The 24,482-nt window shown below is 35.3% G+C and carries 21 protein-coding genes and 1 pseudogene; 12 read left to right on the top strand and 10 right to left on the bottom strand.

Translation table 11 applies throughout. From position 1 onward, the window contains the following. The first annotated feature begins 17 nt into the window (after nt 1-17). The 3 genes from LU301_RS02285 (at nt 18) to LU301_RS02275 (ending at nt 3,266) form a co-directional block, all read left to right on the top strand. Nucleotides 18-866 carry a PHP domain-containing protein gene (locus LU301_RS02285; RefSeq protein ID WP_305272144.1) on the top strand — a complete coding sequence of 283 codons (849 nt, stop codon included), beginning with the start codon at nt 18-20 and terminating at the stop codon, nt 864-866. Between the two features lie 103 nt (nt 867-969). Further along, nucleotides 970-1,116 carry a hypothetical protein gene (locus tag LU301_RS02280; protein ID WP_305272142.1) on the top strand — a complete coding sequence of 49 codons (147 nt, stop codon included), beginning with the start codon at nt 970-972 and terminating at the stop codon, nt 1,114-1,116. A 272-nt stretch (nt 1,117-1,388) separates the two neighbouring features. Continuing rightward, the gene (locus LU301_RS02275; RefSeq protein WP_305272140.1) at nt 1,389-3,266 is read left to right on the top strand and encodes a hypothetical protein; all 1,878 of its coding nucleotides are present in this window, start codon (nt 1,389-1,391) and stop codon (nt 3,264-3,266) included. 243 nt (nt 3,267-3,509) lie between these two features. Here LU301_RS02275 and LU301_RS02270 read toward each other — a convergent pair whose 3' ends face one another. Then, a complete protein-coding gene (locus LU301_RS02270; protein ID WP_305272138.1) occupies nt 3,510-4,166 on the bottom strand; it encodes a response regulator in 657 nt (218 codons plus the stop codon). Between the two features lie 208 nt (nt 4,167-4,374). Between LU301_RS02270 and phoB the strand changes: the two genes are divergently transcribed. The 3 genes from phoB to LU301_RS02255 all read left to right on the top strand — a co-directional run bounded on the left by phoB (nt 4,375) and on the right by LU301_RS02255 (nt 6,961). Then, a complete protein-coding gene (gene phoB, locus LU301_RS02265; protein ID WP_305272136.1) occupies nt 4,375-5,073 on the top strand; it encodes a phosphate regulon transcriptional regulator PhoB in 699 nt (232 codons plus the stop codon). Nucleotides 5,074-5,088: 15 nt separating this feature from the next. After that, entirely contained in the window at nt 5,089-6,489 is a 1,401-nt protein-coding gene (gene phoR, locus LU301_RS02260; protein ID WP_305272134.1) for a phosphate regulon sensor histidine kinase PhoR, read from the top strand. Between the two features lie 109 nt (nt 6,490-6,598). Continuing rightward, entirely contained in the window at nt 6,599-6,961 is a 363-nt protein-coding gene (locus LU301_RS02255; protein ID WP_305272132.1) for a hypothetical protein, read from the top strand. A 50-nt stretch (nt 6,962-7,011) separates the two neighbouring features. Here LU301_RS02255 and LU301_RS02250 read toward each other — a convergent pair whose 3' ends face one another. The 6 genes and pseudogenes from LU301_RS02250 to pilG all read right to left on the bottom strand — a co-directional run bounded on the left by LU301_RS02250 (nt 7,012) and on the right by pilG (nt 14,722). Further along, nucleotides 7,012-7,473, bottom strand: coding sequence for a hypothetical protein (locus tag LU301_RS02250; protein ID WP_305272131.1), 462 nt, complete (start codon nt 7,471-7,473; stop codon nt 7,012-7,014). Then, nucleotides 7,473-11,822, bottom strand: a complete 4,350-nt coding sequence (locus LU301_RS02245) for a hybrid sensor histidine kinase/response regulator (protein ID WP_305272129.1) — start codon at nt 11,820-11,822, stop codon at nt 7,473-7,475. Before LU301_RS02245 ends, LU301_RS02250 begins: the two co-directional genes overlap by 1 nt. Before the next feature lie 136 nt (nt 11,823-11,958). Further along, a pseudogene (locus LU301_RS02240) lies at nt 11,959-13,002 on the bottom strand (methyl-accepting chemotaxis protein); the annotation flags it as partial. Nucleotides 13,003-13,369: 367 nt separating this feature from the next. Continuing rightward, nucleotides 13,370-13,903, bottom strand: a complete 534-nt coding sequence (locus tag LU301_RS02235; protein WP_305272127.1) for a chemotaxis protein CheW — start codon at nt 13,901-13,903, stop codon at nt 13,370-13,372. 14 nt (nt 13,904-13,917) lie between these two features. After that, nucleotides 13,918-14,289 (bottom strand): response regulator, encoded by a 372-nt coding sequence (locus tag LU301_RS02230; RefSeq protein WP_305272125.1) that lies wholly within the window; start codon nt 14,287-14,289, stop codon nt 13,918-13,920. Nucleotides 14,290-14,338: 49 nt separating this feature from the next. After that, entirely contained in the window at nt 14,339-14,722 is a 384-nt protein-coding gene (pilG, locus tag LU301_RS02225) for a twitching motility response regulator PilG (protein WP_305272122.1), read from the bottom strand. 492 nt (nt 14,723-15,214) lie between these two features. Between pilG and LU301_RS02220 the strand changes: the two genes are divergently transcribed. The 3 genes from LU301_RS02220 to fadA all read left to right on the top strand — a co-directional run bounded on the left by LU301_RS02220 (nt 15,215) and on the right by fadA (nt 19,392). Beyond that, nucleotides 15,215-15,820, top strand: a complete 606-nt coding sequence (locus LU301_RS02220) for a hypothetical protein (protein WP_305272120.1) — start codon at nt 15,215-15,217, stop codon at nt 15,818-15,820. 224 nt (nt 15,821-16,044) lie between these two features. Further along, the gene (fadB, locus tag LU301_RS02215; RefSeq protein ID WP_305272118.1) at nt 16,045-18,198 is read left to right on the top strand and encodes a fatty acid oxidation complex subunit alpha FadB; all 2,154 of its coding nucleotides are present in this window, start codon (nt 16,045-16,047) and stop codon (nt 18,196-18,198) included. 21 nt (nt 18,199-18,219) lie between these two features. Then, nucleotides 18,220-19,392, top strand: a complete 1,173-nt coding sequence (fadA, locus tag LU301_RS02210; RefSeq protein ID WP_305272116.1) for an acetyl-CoA C-acyltransferase FadA — start codon at nt 18,220-18,222, stop codon at nt 19,390-19,392. Between the two features lie 61 nt (nt 19,393-19,453). Here the strand turns inward: fadA and LU301_RS02205 are convergent, their stop codons facing one another. After that, nucleotides 19,454-20,320, bottom strand: a complete 867-nt coding sequence (locus LU301_RS02205) for a DMT family transporter (RefSeq protein WP_305272114.1) — start codon at nt 20,318-20,320, stop codon at nt 19,454-19,456. 32 nt (nt 20,321-20,352) lie between these two features. Then, nucleotides 20,353-20,961 (bottom strand): UPF0149 family protein, encoded by a 609-nt coding sequence (locus LU301_RS02200; RefSeq protein WP_305272112.1) that lies wholly within the window; start codon nt 20,959-20,961, stop codon nt 20,353-20,355. 135 nt (nt 20,962-21,096) lie between these two features. On the opposite strand from LU301_RS02200, the gene LU301_RS02195 reads away from it, so the two are divergent. The 3 genes from LU301_RS02195 (at nt 21,097) to argG (ending at nt 23,416) form a co-directional block, all read left to right on the top strand. Further along, nucleotides 21,097-21,624, top strand: a complete 528-nt coding sequence (locus LU301_RS02195) for a hypothetical protein (RefSeq protein WP_305272110.1) — start codon at nt 21,097-21,099, stop codon at nt 21,622-21,624. Beyond that, nucleotides 21,621-21,947, top strand: a complete 327-nt coding sequence (locus LU301_RS02190) for a cell division protein ZapA (protein ID WP_305272108.1) — start codon at nt 21,621-21,623, stop codon at nt 21,945-21,947. Before LU301_RS02195 ends, LU301_RS02190 begins: the two co-directional genes overlap by 4 nt. Nucleotides 21,948-22,075: 128 nt before the next feature. Continuing rightward, complete coding sequence (gene argG / locus LU301_RS02185; RefSeq protein WP_305272105.1) at nt 22,076-23,416, top strand: argininosuccinate synthase; 1,341 nt, start codon at nt 22,076-22,078, stop codon at nt 23,414-23,416. 64 nt (nt 23,417-23,480) lie between these two features. Here argG and LU301_RS02180 read toward each other — a convergent pair whose 3' ends face one another. Further along, nucleotides 23,481-24,440 (bottom strand): 2-hydroxyacid dehydrogenase, encoded by a 960-nt coding sequence (locus tag LU301_RS02180; RefSeq protein WP_305272103.1) that lies wholly within the window; start codon nt 24,438-24,440, stop codon nt 23,481-23,483. Nucleotides 24,441-24,482: the final 42 nt, after the last annotated feature.

The raw sequence follows: 24,482 nt of genomic DNA, 5'->3' as shown, positions 1-24,482 counted from the left end.
AATTTAGGAATTTCACAATGCAAGGTATCGATTTACACACGCATAGCACCATATCAGATGGTGCATTATCACCAGAAGATTTGGTTTTATTAGCAAAACAAAAATCTATTCATACACTTGCTTTAACTGACCATGATAGCATGGATGGCATACAACGTGCTAAAATTGTGGCAAAACAACAACAAATTAATTTAATTTCAGGTGTGGAAATTTCAACACAATGGCACCGCCCTAATACCAAAAAAACCTATGGCATACATATCATAGCATTGAATATGCGAAATCCCGAACCCTTATGCACACTTTTAGAACAACAAAAAATCATTCGTGCTGAACGAGCTAAAACTATTTGTGAAAAACTGTACAAAGTAACCGCTTACAATGCATGGCAAGATGTACTCAATATGGTCGATGGTTGTGCTGAACGTATAACCCGTAGTCATATTGCACAAGCCTTACAACAAAAAAATATCGTCAATCGCCTACAAACCGCTTTCGATGTATATCTAAAACAAGGCAAACCTGCTTATGTACCTTTGCAATGGGTTAATATAACTGATGTAATGACTACAATTCACAATAGTCAAGGATTTGCCGTACTTGCCCACCCAGCAGAATATAATTTATCTGCCACAAATGTACGTTATATGATTGATTTATTTGCACAAATGGGTGGTCATGCTGTTGAGCTTAGCCATCATTCTAAACCATTAGCTACACGACAAATGATTAACCGTTGCATTCAAGAACATCAACTTAAAATCTCTGTTGGTAGTGATTTTCATGGGAGCCATATGCCATGGCGAGTACTAGGACGTGTACCTGAAATGAATGCTCAGCAAGTCGGTATTTGGGAGATGTTTTAACTGATTTTCCATATCTCGTATAAGGATATACCTTGCATTTTCATAAGAAAAATTTTACAATACAATTATCCATTGATTTAATTGAATTTACAAGGATTTTATAATGGCAGATCATCATACTCATGATAATAGTTATCATATTGACATAACTGAACCCAAAATCCCAACTTGGGCAAAAATCTTTGCACCTCTAGTCGCTTTAGCTGTATTAGCAATACAATATTGCTCATTCTCACAATTAGTGAATTAATATTTCAGTTTATGCCATGAATTGACATTTTCTGCATAAATTGCTCTAAAAAATGATTTGTTTATGTGTTGTTTTCTATGGTAAAATAGAGAACTAAACCACATTTTTAAATGTTGTTTGTCGCTATACATTTTATATCATTGAGACTAATCATCGTTAATCAATGAACAAAATATATGCATGATTGAACATAGATACAAAATATGATTTGCATGATGTATAGCATTGTTCAAGTTTTAAGTATTTTAAGAATCTCTATAGCGGGTTAAACTATGGACTTGTTAGAAAAAATTCATTTTAATCGTGTCATTCATCAAGTTATGGCACAGTTACACCGTCCCTTGTTGTCGCATGATGAGATTAAAAATTTACAAAATAATCTAAATACCTTAATTTCGGTATGTTCCAATAAACAAATTAATGAACAAGCACAAACTTTACTGCAACAAGTTGCTCTAAAATCATCTGCTCTCTATTTTGCTGAAGATGGGAAATATTTAAATAGTTTCTTAGGCACCGTCATGATTCCGATTGACCTTGTTGAATTACTCACTCAACATGAAGGAATTGGCTGGGGAATTTTATCTAAAAATAATAGTTTATGGCAAATCATGCTCAAATATAGTAAACACATTGAGCATAGTATTTGGGTAGAGCATTTAACCGAACTTAGTCCTTGGTTAGATGCACAAATGGAGATTGCTCAACAGCATATCACTGAAACAGTTGCGTTTGGTTCAACTGCATCAAGCTCAAATAAACATACACAAGCAACATCATCTACTGTAAAACAAGAGTTACCTAGTTTTGACCTTACTGTAAATAAGACTGCTCAAAATCAAGCAAATCATAAACCTACCACTTCTCATGCCCATCAAGATACATCTGAATTAGCAGATTTTAGTGTAGGTCGTAAAGTGGTTAATCCTTTTGATGCCATGCGTGCACAATTAGACCAACCATCAAATACTGAAACATTAGAGCTGACAACGGTAGGCTCAACCGCTATTGCTAAAACAGCAACCGAATCTAATCATACACTGAATGAACTTGTTACACCAGATTTGTTACAACAAACCATTGCACAATTGCCAAATCAGCAACAAGTTGCTCTCACACCAGAAATGCTTGAACAAATTACCAATGCATTAGCAGAAAAATTAAAAGCTCAGGTGCCTACGACTCAAATGGCATCCTCATCTTTGGCTAAAACGCTAAAAAAAGAGCCTACTTTGCCTAAACCAATTGAGTTACCAAAACCTATAGAATTACCTAAACCAATTCCAGTAGAGAAAACAGCAACTCAACATCATTCTGCACTAAATGATGATATTACGGTAGATTTTTCATCATTCCCTGCACCATCAATTGTTGATGATGAAGAGCCTAACACCAAACCTGAAACGCATATAAGTCTCAATGCACAACAAATTACAAGTCCTACAATGCAATATCAGGCATCTAAGCCTGTAGAAACTTGGGACTGTGAATTTGAATTAGGACAAGATTTAGAACTTTCTTATTTCCATATTCAACTCAAAAAATATTTAGGCTATATCAATTTAATTACACTCAATACAGATATGGCAAAAATTCAGCATCAACCAATTTATATGACTGAAATTATTGATATAAATAATCAATTTAAGCATTATTTATTGGTATTTGCAAGTGATACAAGTCATCAAGCAATTGATTTTATACATCAATTTACGCATCAACATCAAGATACTGTTTCACACATTGCCCAAATTACTTGGAAAGAATTTAAGAAACATGTACTGGATTTAAGTTTATGTTGCCAACTTTATCATACAGCACCTGTCGTGATGAAATCTCATATCTTATATTCACATATTTCTGCTTCACTCATTAGTAAACAACAAATGTTGTATTTTGATGAAATGCCTGCCAATATCAATACACCATTATTGTTATTACAAGAAAATTCTCGTTTCCGTGTGATTCACGGTCAAAATCGTTTAAATATGGATGCACCCTTAGATATGTATCCGTGTATTATCTTATCACGTACTAGTGGTATCACATGGCAAATCATACGAGAACAGTTAAAGTTTCTATCACAACCTGTTAATGTCTATCAATTATTTGAAGCATTGCAACACGTTATTCAACATGAAGAATCATGATAAATAGAGCCTATTAAGCTTAATACAAATTTTAAGTGATTGAAATCAATATAAAAAAGCAGTTCTGATTTGAACTGCTTTTAATTTATGTATAGTCAAATAACTTAAAAACTGGTACAAAACTCACCATTGTGCTGTAGGGGCGAATCATATTCGCCCTGTATGAATATCGTATTTATTGGGCAAATGTGATTTGCCCCTACAAGTCTGTATCAATTTTTAGGTTGAATTAATACATGATATTTAAATCATTGGCGCTTTATTATCATTAATATTTAAAGCTTGCACCATTAAAACTGCTTGAGTACGATTTTGTACACCCAGTTTTTTGAAAATTGCGGTAACGTGTGCTTTAATTGTTGCTTCAGAAATACCTAAAGTATATCCGATTTGTTTATTGAGCATACCTTCCGATAGCATCATTAGTACTCTAAATTGTTGTTGTGTTAATGATTGAATTTTTTCTGCTGAATCAATTTCATCTTGTACTTGCCCTGTCATTTCATGACCCTGCATTTGTTCTGGCAACCAGATATCACCCTCTAATACATTTCTAATTGCCTCACCAATTTGATTTGGATGCGTTGATTTTGGAATATACCCCATCGCTCCATGTGCCATCGCACGCTGAATAATGCTTACCTCTTCATAAGCTGAAACAATAATCACAGGTAAAAATGGATAATAAGCACGTAAATGCACCAAAGCAGAAAAACCCGATGCACCAGGTAAAGTTAAATCCAGCAAAATTAAATCAGGCTCAGGCTGACTTTCCAAATGAGTATATAAATCATTAGCAGTAGAAATTTCAATAATTTGGACTTGCGGAAATTGATAACGTACTGCTTGAATTAAAGCATGGCGAAATAAGGGATGATCATCAACAATTAAAATATTCATAACATACTCTAATAAACCTTGTGCATTTCTAGCTTGTATATTCTACCTTAGTCTAATATTTAAAGATACGATAAATTATTACTTTTTTAAATTTATTTTAAATCCTCAATACAACTCAAGTCATCAACAGAAAATCTATCTTCATTCTATACAATTTATTTTTTTAAAGTATAATAACAGACAATCTATATCCATGATAAATCAAGCTATGAATCATACTAATATTTTAATTGTTGATGATGAACAAGATATTCGAGATATGCTCAGTCATGCACTCGAACTCGCGGGCTTTCAATGTTTAGAAGCAGAAAATACTTTGCAAGCACATCAGCTAGTGGTTGATAAACGTCCTGATTTAATTTTACTTGATTGGATGTTGCCGGGTGGAACAAGTGGTGTTGAACTCTGTCGCCGTTTAAAACAAGACCAAGATTTAGCAGAAATTCCGATTATTTTACTGACTGCAAAAGGCAATGAAGATGATAAAGTACAGGGATTCGATGCAGGAGCTGATGATTATTTAACCAAACCATTTTCTACACGAGAATTAATCTCTCGTATTAAAGCAGTATTACGCCGTTCCAATACACAAAATAATGATAAAATCATTGAGTTTCAAGGCTTAAGCATCGAATTAGCTAGCCAACGTGTGATGTTCAATCAACAAAATATTGATATAGGTCCTACTGAATATCGTTTATTAGCCTTTTTTATGACTCACCCTGAGCGTGCTTATACACGTTCACAATTACTTGACCATGTCTGGGGAGGGAATGTTTATATTGAAGACCGTACGATTGATGTGCATATCCGCCGTTTACGTAAAGTATTAGAACCTTACGGTGTGGAACATTTTGTACAAACCATTCGTGGTACGGGTTATCGTTTTTCGACTAAGTCAGATTAAAATAGCAACTACGATATGCCAAAATCATTTTTTAATCCTTTACCTAAAGCAAACGATAACGAGACAACATTTGCCCCACAAAATGCCTTAAAAGTATTTGTAACACACGATGTCTTACTTTTAGTCTCGTTTTTGGTTTATGCCTATATATTAAGCTTTTTTGTTAATTATATTTGGCTCTGTGTTGCTTTGGCAATTATTCTATTTTTTTCATTACAACTTTATTCATTATTTAAATTAAATCAATGGATTACACAATTTCCTGATCAAGAGCCACCTAAACTTGATGGTGTATGGGGTGTATTAGTCGATAATGTTTATCATACACAACAACAGCAAAAACAGCTCCATCAACATTTAACTTTGTTATTTGAAAAAGCACAGGATTCTTTAAAGCATCTTAATCATGGTATTGTATTACTCAATAAACAAGATGAAATCGAATGGGGGAATTTAGCAGCAGTAGAATTATTAGCGATTCATCCACAGCATATTCATTATAATATCACACAGGTCATTGCTGATAGCCAACTGATTGAATATACACAAAATCCTGATTATTTCCCAGACGGCATTAAAATCTTATGTCCCGAATATCAAAATCGTTATATTCATATTAAAATTACCGATTTTGGTGCGAATAATCGTCTGCTGATTGCTAATGATGTAACACGTATGCACAATCTTGAACAAATGCGTAAAGATTTTGTCGATAATGTTTCTCATGAATTACGCACCCCATTAACCGTGCTATCAGGTTATTTAGAAACCTTTAAAGAGCAAGAGGATTTAGCCCCAGTCTATGAACGTGCTTTTACCAAAATGCAAGCACAAACAAAACGAATGAATGCGTTGGTTAATGATTTATTATTGTTATCAAATTTAGAAAATCAAAAAAATGCCATTCCCCATCAACTCATAGATATGCCAAATTTAATTAACCATATTTTTGATGATACACAAGCCTATAATATTGATTATGGACATAGTTTACAATTAGAAATCGATAGTCATTATGATATTTTTGGTGCAGAAGCAGAAATTGTGAGTGCTTTTAACAACTTAATTAGTAATGCGATTAAATATACCCCTAAAGGTGGTACGATTACACTAGGTTGGCACGATCATGAGCAGGGGGCTTACTTTTCGGTACAAGATACAGGTATTGGTATTAATGCTGAACATTTACCACGTTTAACCGAGCGTTTTTATCGTGTAGATACCGCTCGTAGTCGTTTAACTGGCGGTACAGGTTTAGGACTCGCTATCGTCAAACATGTACTTATTCAGCATGATGCCCGTTTAGAAATCGAATCAGTTGAAGGACAAGGCTCTATTTTTAAAGTTATTTTCCCTAAACACTGCCTGCATTCACGACACAGTGATAAACATGAAAAATTTATTGATATGGAATAACATCATCATGCAATAAATATACCAACGATTTTATCATTAAAATTACAATTTTTTCATAATAAGCTATGTTATAATAATTGATAGTTTTAATTTATTTTGAGAGACTAAAATGTTATTGAAAAAATTAGCTTTAATTGGTGTCGCAACAGCGACTTTAGCCTTAGTTGCTTGTGGTGGTGAAAAGAAGCCTACTACAACAGAACAAAAACCAACAGCTACTGAAGCAGTAGAACAGCAAGCTGCGATTGATGCAAGCAAAATTGATGCTGCACCTGTTGAAGGTCCTGTTGCTCCAAATCCAAATGCACCAACAGAGACACAAACAACAACTCAATCAGCAGATACTCCTAAAGCTGAAACGACTGAAGCTAAACCTGTAGAAGAAACTAAAGCGACTGAAACAACAACAGAAGCTAAACCTACAGAAGAAACTAAAGCAACTGAACCAGCTCCAGCGGATACTAAACAATAATGTATCAATAAGACAAATAAAGAGAGAATTTAAAATTCTCTCTTTTCATTTTATTCAACACTTTTCTTTGCTTTAACTTTATCAGATGCAAGTTGTTGTAGATATTCTACTCGTGGTACTTGATATAAATCAGAACCAATTTCTACATATTGATACACTGCTAAATCTTCAACAGGAATTGTTGAATCTACAGCCTCTGAAATACGTAAACGAATCTCACGTGGCATTTCATTACAAATTAAGGCAAATCGTTGCCACGTATTTTCACCTTCAATAATCAATGCTACACCATCTTCCAAACTTGTATCAGCGATATTGTAAGTTGGTATTTGTTGATTATGCCATTTAATGACATCTGCATTAATTTCTGTATCAATCGCAGATAAAATAATATTCTGCGGTAATAACATCGGCATATTTTTATGTACAGGGATAATATATGCATCAATAAATCCTGTCGATACCGTCATCAAATAATCGAGTTGATCGGCAGTCGTAATTTCATGAGCCATTATTTACTCCCCATATCTACAGTTAAATAACTACGAATCTTACTCAATAAAGTATCTTCTTGGAACGGTTTACCCATATATTCACTTACACCTAATGATAATGCACGTTCACGATGTTTTTCACCAGTACGTGATGTAATCATGATAATCGGTAAGTCTTTATGTGTCTCATGACGACGTACTAAAGCCGTTACTTCGAAACCGTCCATACGTGGCATTTCAATATCAAGTAACATTAAGTCAGGTGTAACATTTTCAAGTTGCTCCATCGCATCAACACCATCTTTAGCAGTAATAACATCATAACCATTACGCTCTAATAGACGAGATGTTACTTTACGTACTGTTACTGAGTCATCGACAATCATTACTAAATGACGCTGATCACGCTGACGACCTTTCTCTTTATGCTTAACTTCATCCACTTGACGTGAACGGTTAGTTGATTGAGCCTGACGAATCATATTTGCTGTATCTAAAATCAGACACACACGACCATCACCCAAAATCGTTGCACCAGCAATAATACCTACTGAACCAAACTGTTCACCAATTGGTTTTACTACAATCTGTTCACGAGAACCAGATTGGTCTACTAACAATGCAACACGCTGACCACCTGTACTTTTTAATAACAATACAGGCATTGGTGTATTCATATCTTGGAAACGTGGCATTGGCTGATCAGAAATCAATTCTGATAAATAACGTAAACGATAGTTTTGGTTGTCTATACTTAAATGTTCAGCATTACTCTTAAAATAAGTTTCTAAGATTTCAGGTGAAATACGCACCATACGCTCAATTTGAGTTAATGGTACTGCATATTGTTGATCACCTTGTTTAATCATCAAGGCATCACTCATTGCTACCGTTGTTGGTACACGAATAGTAAAGGTTGTTCCTTCACCATAAACTGAGTCTACACTAAGTTGTCCACCCAACTCACGAATTTCGCTTTGTACTACATCTAAACCGACACCACGACCTGAAATATCACTTACTTCTTGTGCTGTACTAAAACCATGATGGAAAATAAACTGTAAAATTTCTTCACGCTCTAATGGCTCACCCTCTTTCATTAAGCCACGCTCAATCGCTTTACGGCGAATTTTACGCACATCAATGCCACGACCATCATCACTTAAAGTTGCAACTACATCTGTACCTTGACGTTCAATTTTTAATTCAATACGTCCAGCCTCAGGTTTAATGGTACGATGACGTTCTGCTCGAGTCTCTAAACCATGATCTAGTGCATTACGCAACATATGCTCAAATGGTGTAATCAAATGCTCTAAAATATTACGGTCAAATTCCCCATCAATACTATCTGTAATAAACTCAACAGGTTTATCTAATTTGGCAGATGTTTGACGTACAATACGTTGTAAACGTGGTAACATCGGTGAGAATGGTACCAAACGAGTACGCATTAAACTCTCTTGCATTTCATTTTGCAAACGGAATTGTTGTAATAATAAACCTTCTGTATCACTTAACTTATTGGCTAATGTCGTTTTAAAGTCGATTAAGTCCGATGCAGATTCTGCTAACGATTTAGATAATTGGTTTAATGATGAATATTGGTCCATTTCCAACGGGTCAAAATCTTCATAACGAGACTCTTCTCCGCCATGACGTGCTAAAATTTGTGATTCTAACTCACCCTGCATTCGGCGTAACTGGTCAGCAAGACGCTTAATAGTCAATTCCATTTCAGATAAGGTTGATGCAAATGAGTTAATATCCATTTCAATTCGTGAACGGTTAATCGAGTTCTCACCAGATAAGTCAAGCATTTTATCAATCACATCAGATGAAATACGAATCATCTCTGCATTTGTTACTTGTTCGGTAGTATCCCATTCACCCATCATCGATGGTGGTTCAGTACCATCACCCATCACTGTATCTTCAATGAATGTCTCACCAACAAAGTCATCTACTTTATCTTGTGTATAATTAATATTTTGCAAACTTTGCAAAATCGTTTTAACCAAACTTACATCTTTATTGAAAATTGCAGGTTTGAACCAACGCAAAGTATCTTGTAAAGTACGGTCATATATACCCGCCTCAAAATGATGTACTGCGAATTGTTCAAAAGTATGTTCTAATTGTGCTGCCACTTCAGAAACTTCTGTACGTTTTGCTAAACGTGCTGCACCTTTTAAACTATGAATAGTACGCTGTAAACGTAATAATACGTTACGGTTAGTACGTTCATCTTTCCACTGTGTCAATAATTCTTGTGCATTATTGAGTAAAATACCTGCTTCATCCAAGAATTCAGTTTCAATAATTTTATCAATATCATCATCTTCTTCTATAATAGATGATGATACTGTTTCAGCAACCACGATTTCTGTTGCTGGCTCAGTTGTTACAATTGTATCACTTTGTTCTGGATCATTAGTCGGCTCAACAGATACTTGACCACCTGCAACATATTGCATGATATTTTTCAATATATGCACTGTCTCTGTTGATGGGTAATCCACTTTCACATCACGCAGAACTTGTAAACGCTCAGAAACTTCGTCTTGTAACACACGAATTAAACGCTCCAAATTCAATGAAACAGGAATAACTTGAGCAATAATGTTTTCATAAATACTTTCTAACTCATGCGTAACCAAACCTAAATGTGTTGCTTGAATCATATTCGCACCACCTTTCAAGGTATGCAAATAACGCATCAGACTATTTAAAGTATTTATATTTGTATAATCTTGCGACCATTGCTCTAAACTTTGATCAATGCTAATTTGTAACTCTTCAGCTTCTTCTAAGAAAATATCAAGTAAATCTGAGTCAAAATCACGATTAATTTGTTCACTTTCAATTTGTTGTTTATCTAATGCTATACGAGCTACAATTGTACTAATATCCAACTCAGCACTTTGAGTAACAACAGACGAAGTATTTGTACTAACTTCAATTTCTGATGTTAATGCCGTATCTTGATGGTCTAACACCGTCAATAAGCGTGTAATAACTTGAAGTTGTAAACCTGTTTCAATCGACTGTCCAGAGGCAAGTGTATCAAACAAATTCACAAATTGTTTATGCGTATTTAAAAATGCTTGTTGCACATTCTCATTATTTAATAATTCTGGTTGCTCTAAAATACTCTTATAAGCACGCCCCATTTTTTCACTATAATCTTGAATAGCTAAACTTTCTTTATGGTGCTGATAATTGACCAGATTTTGAGTTTGCTCAATCAAACTTTGTAAATATGCAGAATCTTGTGCATTTTGCTCAAAATCAAATTCGGCATCAAGTAATAAACCAATATCCAATTCCAACAATGTACTCACAATACCTTGAGTATTTTGCTCATCTTTATCGTCTAAAGCATTATTTTCTAAAGACCATTGTTGAGTAAAATAATCATACAAATCATTTAATTGTTGAGTATTTTGTTGTTGCAATGAATTTAGAGACTGCGTAATAAATGCTTTATAGTCTTGCAATAATTGTTTTGATTGTGCAACAACCTCTATATCATCAGTTGTACTTTTATGCTCAAAACTCTTTTCTACATATTGACTGACTTTGGTAATTTTTTCCAAACCCACCATTGCAGAACTACCACGCAAGGTATGTAATGCACGCACTAAACGATTATAATCATCTGTTGTTGGTAATGCTTGTTCCAAGAAAGAATCAACAACAATTAAATTTTCATTTGATTCTTCTAAGAAAATTTCCAGCATTTCAGGAGCAATATCAATACTTGGTAATTCTGTTGTTGCCACCACAATATCTGTATGTGGTTGAATTTCTTCCACTTCTTTTGAATTATCGTCATTTGCAACTTCTAGACCTGTAACCACAGTTGATGATGTTAAAGTATCTGCTAACACCAATAAGTCATTTAATTCTACTTCTAAATTTTGTTGCTGTTGTAAACGTTGTCCCAACAAAACCAACGGACGAAAATCTAACTGATGAGCAGATACTACTTTAAACTCATGCAATAATTTATACTGATATAAATTAACAACAGTTTGTACATAACGCTGAATATCAGTCGTTAATTCAATATTATTTGAGATGACATTATTTAATAAACTTTCTACTGTCCATGCCAATTCCCCAGATGCTTTCGCACCCACCATACGCCCCGAACCTTTTAAAGTATGAAAATAACGGCGAATCGTAACCAATGTTTCTTGATCTTGGCTATCCGCAATCCATTGTGGTACTAACTCAACCAACTCATTGAGAATTTCTTCCACTTCCTCTACAAAAATTTCAAAAATTTCTGCATCTTGCTCCAAATATTCATCTTCGGGCAATGTTATCGTATCTACCAAATGTTTTAATGCAGTTTTCATTGATTAGGCTACTTTAAGTCTATAATTAAAATCATCATATACAGCGATGTATAGATTATTAATGGGTTTAACCACTGCTATTATAGTGGTCTTCACCCATGCCATACTTACTAACAAATCATCAATAAATTCATTATTAGTCAGGTAATTTAAAGTCAGATACAGATTCACGTAACGACTCAGCCATATTTGCCAATTCAGAAACCGAACGTGCAGTATCCAATGTTGCCGTTGTTGTTTGTGAAGTAATTTCTTGTACTACATGCATCGTACCAGAAATATGACCTGCAGAAACTGACTGTAATTTAGACACTTCAGAGATATTAGAAATCAATTGTGCTAAATTACCCGATACTGTTTGAATTTTATCTAAGGCAATACCTGCATCTTTGGCTAAGTTCGCACCACGCACAACTTCCGCAGTTGTTTGTTCCATCGAACTTACCGCCTCGTTAGTATCCGCCTGAATAGTCTTAACTAAGCTTTCAATCTGTTTAGTTGCTGATGTTGAACGCTCTGCAAGACGTTGTACTTCATCTGCAACAACCGCAAAACCACGACCAGCTTCACCCGCCATCGATGCTTGAATCGCTGCGTTTAATGCCAAGATGTTCGTTTGGTCTGCAATATCGTTAATCAAAGATACGATATTACCAATCTCTTGAGATGATTCACCTAACTGCTTAATACGTTTTGATGTTTGTTGAATCTGTTCACGAATGTTATCCATACCTTGAATCGAACGGTTTACAACTTCAGCACCATCTGTTGCGATTTGTACTGAGTGTTGTGCTACTTCTGCTGATTCAGCCGCATTTTTAGAGACTTGTTCAATCGAGCTTGCAATTTCATTAATCGCAATTGAAGCACCAGCAATTTCTTGTGCTTGGTGTTCAGATGATTGTGCTAACTGATGTGTAATACGTTGAGTATCTTGTGAATAGCGAGCAACCTCTTGTGCTGTTTCGTTAATACGTGATACTAAGGTACGTAAATGGTCAATCGCAAAGTTAATCGAGTCTGCAATTGCTCCTGTAAAATCTTCCGATACAGTTGCATAAGAACGTAAATCACCATCTGCTAAGTCTGCAATTTCATCAAGTAAACGTAAAATCGCATTTTGGTTACGTTCATATTCTGCTTGCAATTCAGAGATACGTTTATCTTCTTCTGCACGCAAAAATTCAGCACGCTTTTGTTCTTCTTCGCGTAAACGTGCAATATATTCAGCCTCATCATCAGAACTAGAATCGATCGCACTAGCCGTACCAGATGCCAAAATTAAAACAAAGATTAAAAATGCGACAACCACAGCTACTACAGCTTGGTTAATAGTAGGATTACCAAACACATCAGCAAATGATAACCCCAATAGAATGATACTAACAATAGCACCACCTTTAATCAACCCTAAGCGAGATTTCGCTTTACTCATACTTCCTAAAGGTTGATTTTGTCCTGTTGCAACAGAACCCTGATTGTTTTGAAAGCTCATATAGCCTCTCCGAGATCTATCTTACATCAATAGATTTTTTTATTTGATTAAATTACATTTTGTTCATAGAAGCATTCATATACTGCTCATCTTTCAACAAACGACTCAATAAAAATACTTGCCATTGCTTTTGGGATTGTTTAAAGTAACCAGGACAATAAGGTTTTAACACACCATCTAAATCTTCAGACTGTGCAAAAAAACTATTTTTATTAAAATGTTGAATCCCTAACACACGATCAACCACCAAACCAATATAATGGTCTTGATGGTTTACGCATAACACTTTTTGTGTTGGAAGAAACGGACTTTTCTTACCCGTTAAAAAATGTGGCAAATCAGAAACCGACAATAAACGCCCACGCACATTAGCTAGACCACACACCCAATCTTGAGATTTTGGAATATAAGTGTATTTTGGCTGATAAATTACCTCAGCCACTTCACCTAAAGGCGCAACAAAATATTGTCCCAACATTTCAAAAGCAATACCAGACCAACGATTAGCCTCTTGCTTTGTCATGTCGTGGCTTTTTTTACTACGTTTAGCCAAACGTAATAATTCAATAAACCCTTTCGCAGCCATGTTTTATTCTCGTATTATCGCCCTTGTGGAAGATGCTGAAAAATCGTACCAATCAATTGTTGTTCATCAACTGGCTTTGTCAAATAATCACAAGCACCTTGACGTTTACCCCAGACACGGTCTGTTGCTTGGTCTTTTGTACTCACAATTACAACAGGAATATGCTTTGTTTTTTCACCACGCGTAATTTGACGTGTTGCTTGGAAACCATTCATACCCGGCATTACGATATCCATCAACACTAAATCTGGCTGTGCTTCTTGAGCTAACTTAACGCCATCTTCTCCATTCGTAGCTTCAATGACCTCATAACCATTTCTTTGCAAAATATCACGAAAATGATATGTTTCAGTGGGAGAGTCATCAACAATCAGGATTTTAGCCATTTTTGCTCTCTTTTTTATCTTTTAATAAATTAAATACACACAACAAAATTTATGCTTGAATATGTGTGCGAATTGCATCGATTAATTCATCTTTACTAAATGGCTTAGTTAAATATTGATTTGCACCAACTACACGACCTTTTGCTTGGTCAAATGAACCATCTTTACTTGACAACATTAAGACTGGAATATTACGGAAATTTTGTGAATTTTTTAATAATGCACAAGTTTGATAACCATCAAGACGTGGCATCATAATATCAACGAAAATAATATCAGGTTGTGTTTCTGCAATTTTTGACAATGCTTCAAAACCATCAACTGCAGTAATCACTTCACAACCTTCACGTTGCAATAATGTTTCAGCTGTACGACGAATGGTTTTTGAATCATCAATTACCATAACTTTAAGATTTTTAAGAATATCTTCCATTTGGAAAGCCCTACTCAAGATGAAATTATGAACACATAATTGAAATGTATGTTTTACAGTGGCTTTTTTAACATATTTTGACCTTGTTTTTCAATTACATTTTTGAAAATACAGGTACAATAAGCCACATTTGAACAATTATTAACCATTATGATTGTATATATATTATACCACAAAATGACATTTTTTTACAATTACCAAGATTTTTTCTGATGTTTTAGTTAGATTAATCACATTAATACGATACTGTATAGCATAAAATATATACAAATTTACTTTTTTATTCATGTCGATAAGTGACAAAAATTATCCATTTTTTACATCTTTAATAAACACTACAATTTATCAATATTTTTAATACACAATATTTAAACAACTTTACAAAATAGCTTACTTTTAATTCAATTTATTCTTTGCTATTGTAATTAATAATAACGGACGAATGATAGCTCTATGGTTATTTTTACCCTCTATCTCATACAGGTTCATATCATGTTTAAACTATTTTTTTCTCATAAAGCGTATTCTTTTTCACTTATGACAGTTGTAATCATGATGGTGCCTAATTTTGCTTGGGCAGATTGGTATCGTTACTATGATGCAAGTGGTAAACCCACTATTAGCACGAGCGTTACCGCCAACCATATTAAGCATGGTTATGAAGTATTAAATAACCAAATGTATGTGGTACGTCGTGTACCACCATCAAGTCAAGCAATTGAAAAACGTCAATTACAACAAGCTCAAACAAATAAAAATCAACAACAAGAATTACAACGCTTACGCCAAGCCTATGGCTCAAGTACTTCTGCCATGCGTAAACGTGATGAATTATTAAAGAAGTTAAATGAACAACTTAATTTTCAGAATACTCAATACACTCAATTAATGAATGCTAATCGTAATTTACAAATCCAGCAAAGTAATTATACACGTCAAGGTAAAGCCGTCCCTGCTAATATTAGCAATTCATTAAATCAAAATAATAAAGCTTTACAGACCATGTTGCATAATATCAAAGTATTACAACAACAAATTAGCAAAACCACGACTGAATATCAACACATCATTCAGACATTAAAAGCGAATGGTTATTAACCATACTACATATCTCTCCATCAATGAAAATATGAGATTTAATGAATTTCATATCTTAATTTGCTATTTTATATTCGCCACCTTATACTCTTACATGATTATGACTTTTTTGTCATCACTCATAGTGCATTTCGGTCATATATTTTCATGCGATTTAGCGTATATTAGACACTATCCTATGATTTTGTTAAATCTTTTTTAAATCACAAGAACAGGAGTTCATTATGATTTTCTCTGGTCAAGCTATTTCCGTCCAATTTATTGAAGATGGAATTGCAGAGTTCCGCTTTGATTTACAAGGCGAATCTGTTAATAAACTCAATCAACTTACTTTACAAGAGTTAAGTGAAGCGACACGTCTGATTGCAACTAATAGCGATGTTAAAGGCGTTGTTGTAACTAGTGGCAAACCTGTATTTATCGTTGGAGCAGATATTACCGAATTTGGTGGATTATTCTCCAGCGATGTTGAAACAATTAGTCAAAAAATTGTTGAAATTCATAAAATTTTTAATGCTTTTGAAGATTTACCAATTCCAACCGTTGCAGCAATTAATGGTATTGCTTTAGGTGGTGGTTTTGAAATGTGTTTAGCATGTGATTATCGTGTCATGTCAAGTTCAGCACAAGTGGGCTTGCCTGAAGTGAAATTAGGTTTATTTCCGGGTTATGGTGGTACGATTCGTTTAACACGTATTTCTGGTGTTGATAATGCCTTAGAATGGATTGGCACAGGTAGCCAAAATAAAGCTGATGTTGCACTTAAAATCGGTGCGGTTGATGCGGTAACTTCGCCAGAGCAATTATTAGCAGGTGCTGTTGATTTAATCAAAAAAGCCATTGCAGGTGAATTAGATTGGAAAGTAAAACGCCAAGAAAAATTAAATCCAATTAAACTCAATCAAATTGAACAAATGATGGCGTTTAATTCTGCAAAAGGTGTTATTTTTGCCAAAGCAAATCCTACTCAATATCCTGCACCAAAATTAGCTTTAGATAGCTTACAAATTTCTGTCAATCAAACCCGTGAAGAAGCTGGTAAAACTGAAGCAAATTATTTTGCACAAGCAGCCAAAACAGCACAAGCAGAAGCACTTATTGGTCTATTCTTAAATGACCAAGTGGTGAAAAAAATTGCTAAAAAATACGAAAAAGGTGCCAATGATGTTAATCTATCAGCAGTATTAGGTGCTGGTATTATGGGTGGTGGTATTGCTTATCAATCAGCAGTTAAAGGTACACCAATTATCATGAAAGATATTGGTAATCCACAACTTGCACTTGGTATGAGTGAAGCAAATAAACTACTCACTAAACAAGTTGAACGTCAAAAATTAACCCCAGCAAAAATGGGAGAAACTCTAGCACGTATCCGTCCTACATTAAGTTATGATGAATTTAATAATGTAGATATCGTGATTGAAGCAGTAACAGAAAATCCTGCCATTAAAGAAAAAGTATTAGCAGATGTTGAAAGTCGTGTGCGTGAGAATGCGATTATTGCATCAAACACTTCAACCATTTCAATTACACGTTTAGCTAAAGCTTTAAAACGTCCTGAAAATTTTGTTGGTATGCACTTCTTTAATCCAGTACATATGATGCCGTTGGTTGAAGTCATTCGTGGTGAACAAACATCTGAGCAAGCCATTGCAACAACAGTAGCTTTAGCTCAAAAAATGGGTAAAACACCAATTGTAGTAAACGACTGCCCTGGATTCTTAGTTAATCGTGTATTATTCCCTTACTTTGGTGCATTTGATTTATTATTGAAAGATGGTGCCGATTTTACACAAATCGATAAAGTCATGGAAAAATTCGGTTGGCCAATGGGTCCTGCTTACTTGATTGATGTTGTCGGTATCGATACAGGTGTTCACGGTGCTGAAGTAATGGCCGAAGGTTTCCCTGACCGTATGAAACCTGATTTTAAAGGTGCAATTCAAGTGATGTATGAAAACCAACGTTTAGGTCAGAAAAATGACATTGGTTTCTATAAATACGAACTTGATAAAAAAGGCAAAAAAGCTAAAAAACATGATGAATCTGCCTATGAACTTGTTGCAAGTGTAGCAACAGCCGAACGTCAAGAATTTGACCCACAAGTCATCATTGACCGTATGATGTTAGCTCTATGCAATGAAACAGTACGTTGCTTAGAAGATAAAATTGTAGCAACACCTGCAGAAGCGGATATGGCAATGATTATGGGTATTGGTTTTCCTCCATTCCGTGGTGGTCCATGCCGTTATATCGACCAAATTGGTGTAGCTGAATATGTAGCTTTATGTGAAAAATATGCACATTTAGGCAAAGCGTATGAAGCACCGCAATTATTGAAAGATATGGCAAGTGCTAACAAAAAGTTTTATGGTTAAGATTTGATAAGGATACAGAATATGGCAACTTTAAACCCACGTGATGTGGTGATTGTCGATGGTGTGCGTACCGCTATGGGCAAATCAAAAAATGGTATGTTTCGTAATGTGCGTGCAGATAATATGTCTGCGGACTTAGTTCGTGCCTTATTAGCACGCAACCCTTTTGATGTAAATGAAATTGAAGATGTGATTTGGGGTGCTGTCAATCAAACTTTAGAGCAAGGTTGGAACATCGCACGTCATATTGTATTATTGGCAGATTTACCAAAAACAGTTGCAGGTCAAACAGTAAACCGTTTATGTGGTTCATCTATGCAGGCATTACATACTGCTGCCGCTCAAATTGCGACCAATCAAGGCGATATTTTTGTCATTGGTGGTGTGGAGCATATGGGTCATGTGAATATGATGCACGGCGTGGATTTAAACCCACTTGCTTCAAAACACTATGCGAAAGCGTCTAATATGATGGGCTTAACTGCTGAAATGTTAGGACGTATGAATGGCATTACCCGTGAAGAGCAAGATGAGTTTGGTGTAAATTCACATAAAAAAGCATGGGCAGCAACGGAAGCAGGGCGTTTTAAAAATGAAATCATTGGCATTGAAGGTCATGATGAAAATGGTTTCTTACAACGCTGTGATATTGATGAAGTAATTCGTCCAGATGCTAATTTAGAAGCATTCCAAGCTTTACGTCCTGTATTTGACCCTGTCAGCGGTTCAATTACTGCTGCGACATCATCTGCATTATCCGATGGTGCTTCTGCAATGTTAGTGATGTCAGCTCAACGTGCGAAAGATTTAGGGCTTAAACCACGTGCTGTAATTCGCTCAATGGCAGTTGCAGGCTGTGATGCAGCCATTATGGGCTTTGGTCCTGTTCCTGCCACACAAAAAGCATTAAAACGTGCTGGCTTAAGCATTGATGATATTCAAACCATTGAACTCAATGAAGCATTTGCTGCTCAAGGTTTATCCGTATTAAAAGGTTTAGGCTTATATGACAAACAAGACATCGTAAACTTAAATGGTGGTGCGATTGCTTTAGGACACCCATTAGGCTGTTCTGGTTCTCGTATTACCACAACCTTGCTTAATGTGATGGAGCAACAAGATACGCAAATCGGTTTAGCAACCATGTGTATCGGTTTAGGTCAAGGTATTGCAACGATTATTGAACGTGTTTAATGCCTAAATAACATTAAAAACCCAAATATTTGATGATATTTGGGTTTTTATTATTCAAAACTCAAATTTGCCTTTTATCTTTAATAATCGGAATAATGGTCGATAACATCGCTGAACCAATCACTAAAACGCAACCCACAGTCGCTAATACACTCATACGCTCACCCAATAATAACATGGCAATAATGACGCCAATCACAGGCTCTAACGCAATCAACATACCCGAAATATGGGCAGGTGTTTTTTGTAAACCAATATTCCACAGTTTATAGGCGAGCCAACTACAACCCACACCTAAATAAATCACCGCAAACAAACTTGCCCACGAAAAATTAATCTGCCAACTTTTGGTTAATATCAATGTCAATGGTAAGCATAATATCGCACCCTGAACTAAGATAATTGCTGTATAAATATTAGGAGCAAGTTGTTTCATAATATTTTGCCCAAGATGGATACTTAAAGTAAAACCAATCCCCGCAATAAATACCAATGATAAACCCAATAAATCCACCGCTCCATCACTTTTTGAACCAAGCACCAATAAACCAATGCCTAAAAAAGCAACAACACTTAATAGCCAATCATACCATGCAATTTTTTGTTTAAACAATAAAAAACCTAATAATAAAACCAATATCGGTTCTGTGCCAATAATCGTAACCGCACTACTTGCCGAAGTATAACTTAAACCAATAAATTGCACAAAAATACCAATCGGAAATATCAAAAAAGATAATCCCCACAACTTTTTACGCAAACTTGGCTCGACAGTCGCATAATGTTTAATAAATAAAGGGGCAACAATTAACCCCGCAATCATTAAACGTAATTGCACCGTAATGGCAGGGTCAAACATTTGATAGGCATATTTAGCAGCCGTAAAAGAACTTGCCCACATGGTCAGGGCAATTATCATTAAAAACATAAAATTAGTCGTCTATTTTTTGGTATTTACAATTAACTCGGACGGCTCGGATTAAACACTTCAACAACATCAACATTTTTTGCAGGGGCTTTACTTAACACAATACTTTCATCGATGGAAATTTTATTCGGTCTACCCATTGCTAAATGAACAGGAATTAAACGCACTAATTCATATAATTCTTGATAGGCTTGCTCACCCTCTTCATCATCGTCAGTTTCAGCAAATTCAACCGCAGCAATATCTTGTAAAATTTCGATTTGTTCTGCTTCATCATCACTTAATTTTTGAGCCACTAAACCAAAACCCAATACCACACCCGAACACCAATCACTCAATGCCTGTACACGCTCAAATAATGGCGTATCATCATCAGGTAAGACAGGTAAATAATCAAGCTCACCATCGACTAAAGCATGACTTGCATCTTCAGTTTCTTGACATAGAAATTCAATTGCCTCATCGTTTAGACTGGGTACTTTTAATAAGGCTAAAATTTGTCGCCACTGTTCAGCATTAGGCGTTTGCGTAACACTCACAATCCCCATCATCAAACCATGTAATTCTGCAATACTTAAACTTTCATCAATCTCTTGAAAAGTATCACACCATATTGACCAGTCTAAACTTTCATTTGACATAAAATTTACTCTAAAAATTTATCTAATTGCACTATTTTACAGGAAAATTACGCATTTTGCTTGCTTATTCTACTTTACATCATTTTAGATTATGTTTAATATAAGGCATGATTTATTTTTGTTATTTAGACCACTATGTTAGACCAATTACAGCGTTTGCAAACGCATATTGAACAGCTTAAACTCAGTTTAAAAAATCTACAGCAAAGTCATGATGATTTGCAACAGCAAAATGAGCAATATACGCAAACCATTGAACAAAAGGATCAACAAATTGAACAATTAAACCGTCAAGTGAATAGCACCCAGCAACAATTTGACCAACTTAATGAAGATGCAACTTCACTCACGGAACGTTACGATACCTTAGAAAAAAGCTGTAATGATTTAAAAACACGTTTCCAAGAAATCTTGACTGAATGCCAAGAATTACAGGCAAGCCGTGAAACATTACAATATGACTATGAACAAGCTCAAAAAACCATTAAACATTTGCAAAGTAATAGTCAGCAATTGCATAGCAAAAACCAACATGTGCGTAATGAGTTACAAACGTTTATTCAACGTTTAAATCAATTGGGGACTGAACAAGACAAACATCAGCAAGAGATTATCAAACTGAAACAAGAAAATAGTGAATTAGAACAGGAACTTAAGCAATGAGTGAAAAAGTAACTTTAGAATTGCGTCTTGCTGACCAATTATTTAAATTAAGCACCACTGAAGAGCAACGTCCGCAGCTTGAACGTGCAGCCGAAGTATTTAATGACAAATTCACTCAATTACGCCGTGAAAGTCCAATGCTTGACCGTGGTAAAATTACCATTATGATGGCTTTGGAATTTGCCCAAGAGATTTTAAATCTCAATAAAACCTTGCAACTTTATACACATGGCGAATATTTATTGCAAAACATTGTTGATGATTTAGATACAGAATTTCCACAACATACAACTGCAGATAAAGCAAAACTAAGTGAAAAATAATTGCTTGTTTTTATTATCTTCAAACGTAATATCTATAGGTAAACTTTTCTACCTAAAATTACACAAATCATTATGGGGTAAATCATGATTTGCCCTTTTAAATTTAATCTGTATAACGGAACAATTTTATGAGTACCATTCTCCAATCCATTCCTACTGGTCAAAAAGTAGGTATCGCCTTTTCTGGCGGTTTAGACACTTCTGCTGCTCTATTGTGGATGAAACAAAAAGGGGCTGAACCTTATGCTTATACTGCGAATTTAGGTCAGCCTGATGAAGATGATTACAATGCTATTCCCAAAAAAGCTGAACAATATGGTGCAGTCAAAGCACGTTTGATTGATTGCCGTTTACAACTTGCTCGTGAAGGCATTGCAGCCATTCAATGTGGTGCATTCCATATTTCAACAGGTGGTATGCCTTATTTTAATACTACACCACTGGGTCGTGCAGTAACAGGAACCATGCTCGTTACCGCTATGGCAGAAGATGGCGTCAATATTTGGGGTGATGGTTCAACCTACAAGGGTAACGATATTGAGCGTTTTTATCGTTATGGTTTATTAACTAATCCAAATTTAAAAATTTATAAGCCTTGGCTCGATACTCAATTTATCGATGAATTGGGTGGTCGTGCTGAAATGTCGCAATTCTTAATCGATAATGGTTTTGACTATAAAATGTCAAAAGAAAAAGCCTATTCAACCGATTCAAATTTACTTGGTGCAACACACGAAGCAAAAGATTTAGAATTTTTAGATGCTGGCATTAAAATCGTAGAACCAATTATGGGTGTGGCATTCTGGCGTGATGATGTTGAAATTAAAGCAGAAACTGTCAGTGTTACTTTTGAAGAAGGTACGCCAGTTGCCATCAACGGTGAACGTTTTGATAATCCTGTCGATTTAATCTTAAAAGCCAATGAAATCGGTGGACGACATGGTCTCGGTATGACTGACCAAATCGAAAACCGTATTATTGAAGCGAAATCTCGTGGTATTTATGAAGCTCCTGCCATGGCGTTATTACATATTTGCTATGAACGCTTGGTAACGGGTATTCATAACGAAGATACGATTGAACAATATCGTATCAATGGTTTACGTTTAGGTCGTTTATTGTATCAAGGTCGTTGGTTCGATAGCCAAGCACTGATGTTGCGTGAAACTGCTCAACGTTGGGTGGCAAAAGCGATTACAGGTACGGTAACTTTAGAGTTAAGACGTGGTAATGACTACAGTATTTTAAATACTGAATCGCCAAATTTAACTTATCAAGCTGAACGTTTATCGATGGAAAAAGTGGAAGATGCCGCATTTACACCGATTGACCGTATCGGACAATTAACCATGCGTAATTTAGATATTACTGATACACGTCAAAAACTAGGTATTTACAGCGGTGCAGGTTTATTAAGCCTTGGTGCTGGGTCTGATGTGCCACAGTTAGAAGATAAATCAAATAAATAATATCCGATTTATCATGAAATATCCCTAAGCAATTAGGGATATTTTTTATTCACTTTGATAAAATTTAACACACCAAATATTTTGCCTTTTCCCCTGTGAGATGTAAAACTAAATTATCATAAGCTAATTTATTCATAGCATAACGTGTCGCTTGCGTTGCCGAACCGATATGTGGTGTAATCACCACATTCTCCAATTCAAATAAAGGGGATTGTTGTAACGGTTCTTGCATAAACACATCTAAACCAGCGGCAAAAATTTGCTTTTGTTTTAACGCATTATACAAAGCCTGCTCATCTAACACCGCACCACGAGAAATATTCACCAATACAGCGTGTTTTTGCATCAATGCAAGTTCTTTTTCACCAATTAGTTGTTGTGTATCAGCATTTAAATCCACCGCAATCACTACAAAATCTGATGTGGCTAATAATTCATTAAGCTCTAAATATTGAGCATTGAATGGCGTTGCTACTTCCATTTTTTCACGTCTACCATGATAGACAATGTCCATATTAAAGCCATAAAAACCACGACGTGCAATTGCTGAACCGATATTACCTAAACCAATAATGCCCAAACGTTTGCCATAAATATCCATACCATATTCAGATTCGCCAACTGTGCGTGTCCATTGCCCTGCTCTCGTCCATTTATCTAATTCCACTACACGGCGAGCGGCACTCATCAACAAACTAAATGCTGTATCGGCTGTGGTTTCCGTCAAAACGTGAGGGGTATGTGCCAAATGAATAGCTTTGGCTTTTAAATAATCAACATCATAATTATCATAACCTACACTCACTGTTGAAATGATTTCCAACTGTTGAGCGGTTTCTAATTGAGCCTGCCCTAAATAACGTCCTGCACCAATCATGCCATGTGCATTGACGACTGCATCACGAATTTGTTGATTGACATCACCCAATTTAGGATTGATTTTGATAATATTAAACTGCTCTGCTAATTTTTGTTCAAAATCAGCATGAATACGGCTAAAAATCACTACATTTTTCTTATCCATAACCTATCTCTATTCAATAAAAACTGATGATTTACGGTAACA

This window comes from Moraxella sp. ZY210820 (assembly GCF_030674635.1).
Classification (GTDB): Bacteria; Pseudomonadota; Gammaproteobacteria; order Pseudomonadales; family Moraxellaceae; genus Acinetobacter.
Note: the sequence above shows the minus strand (reverse complement) of the source record. Positions and strands in the feature narration are given on the sequence as shown.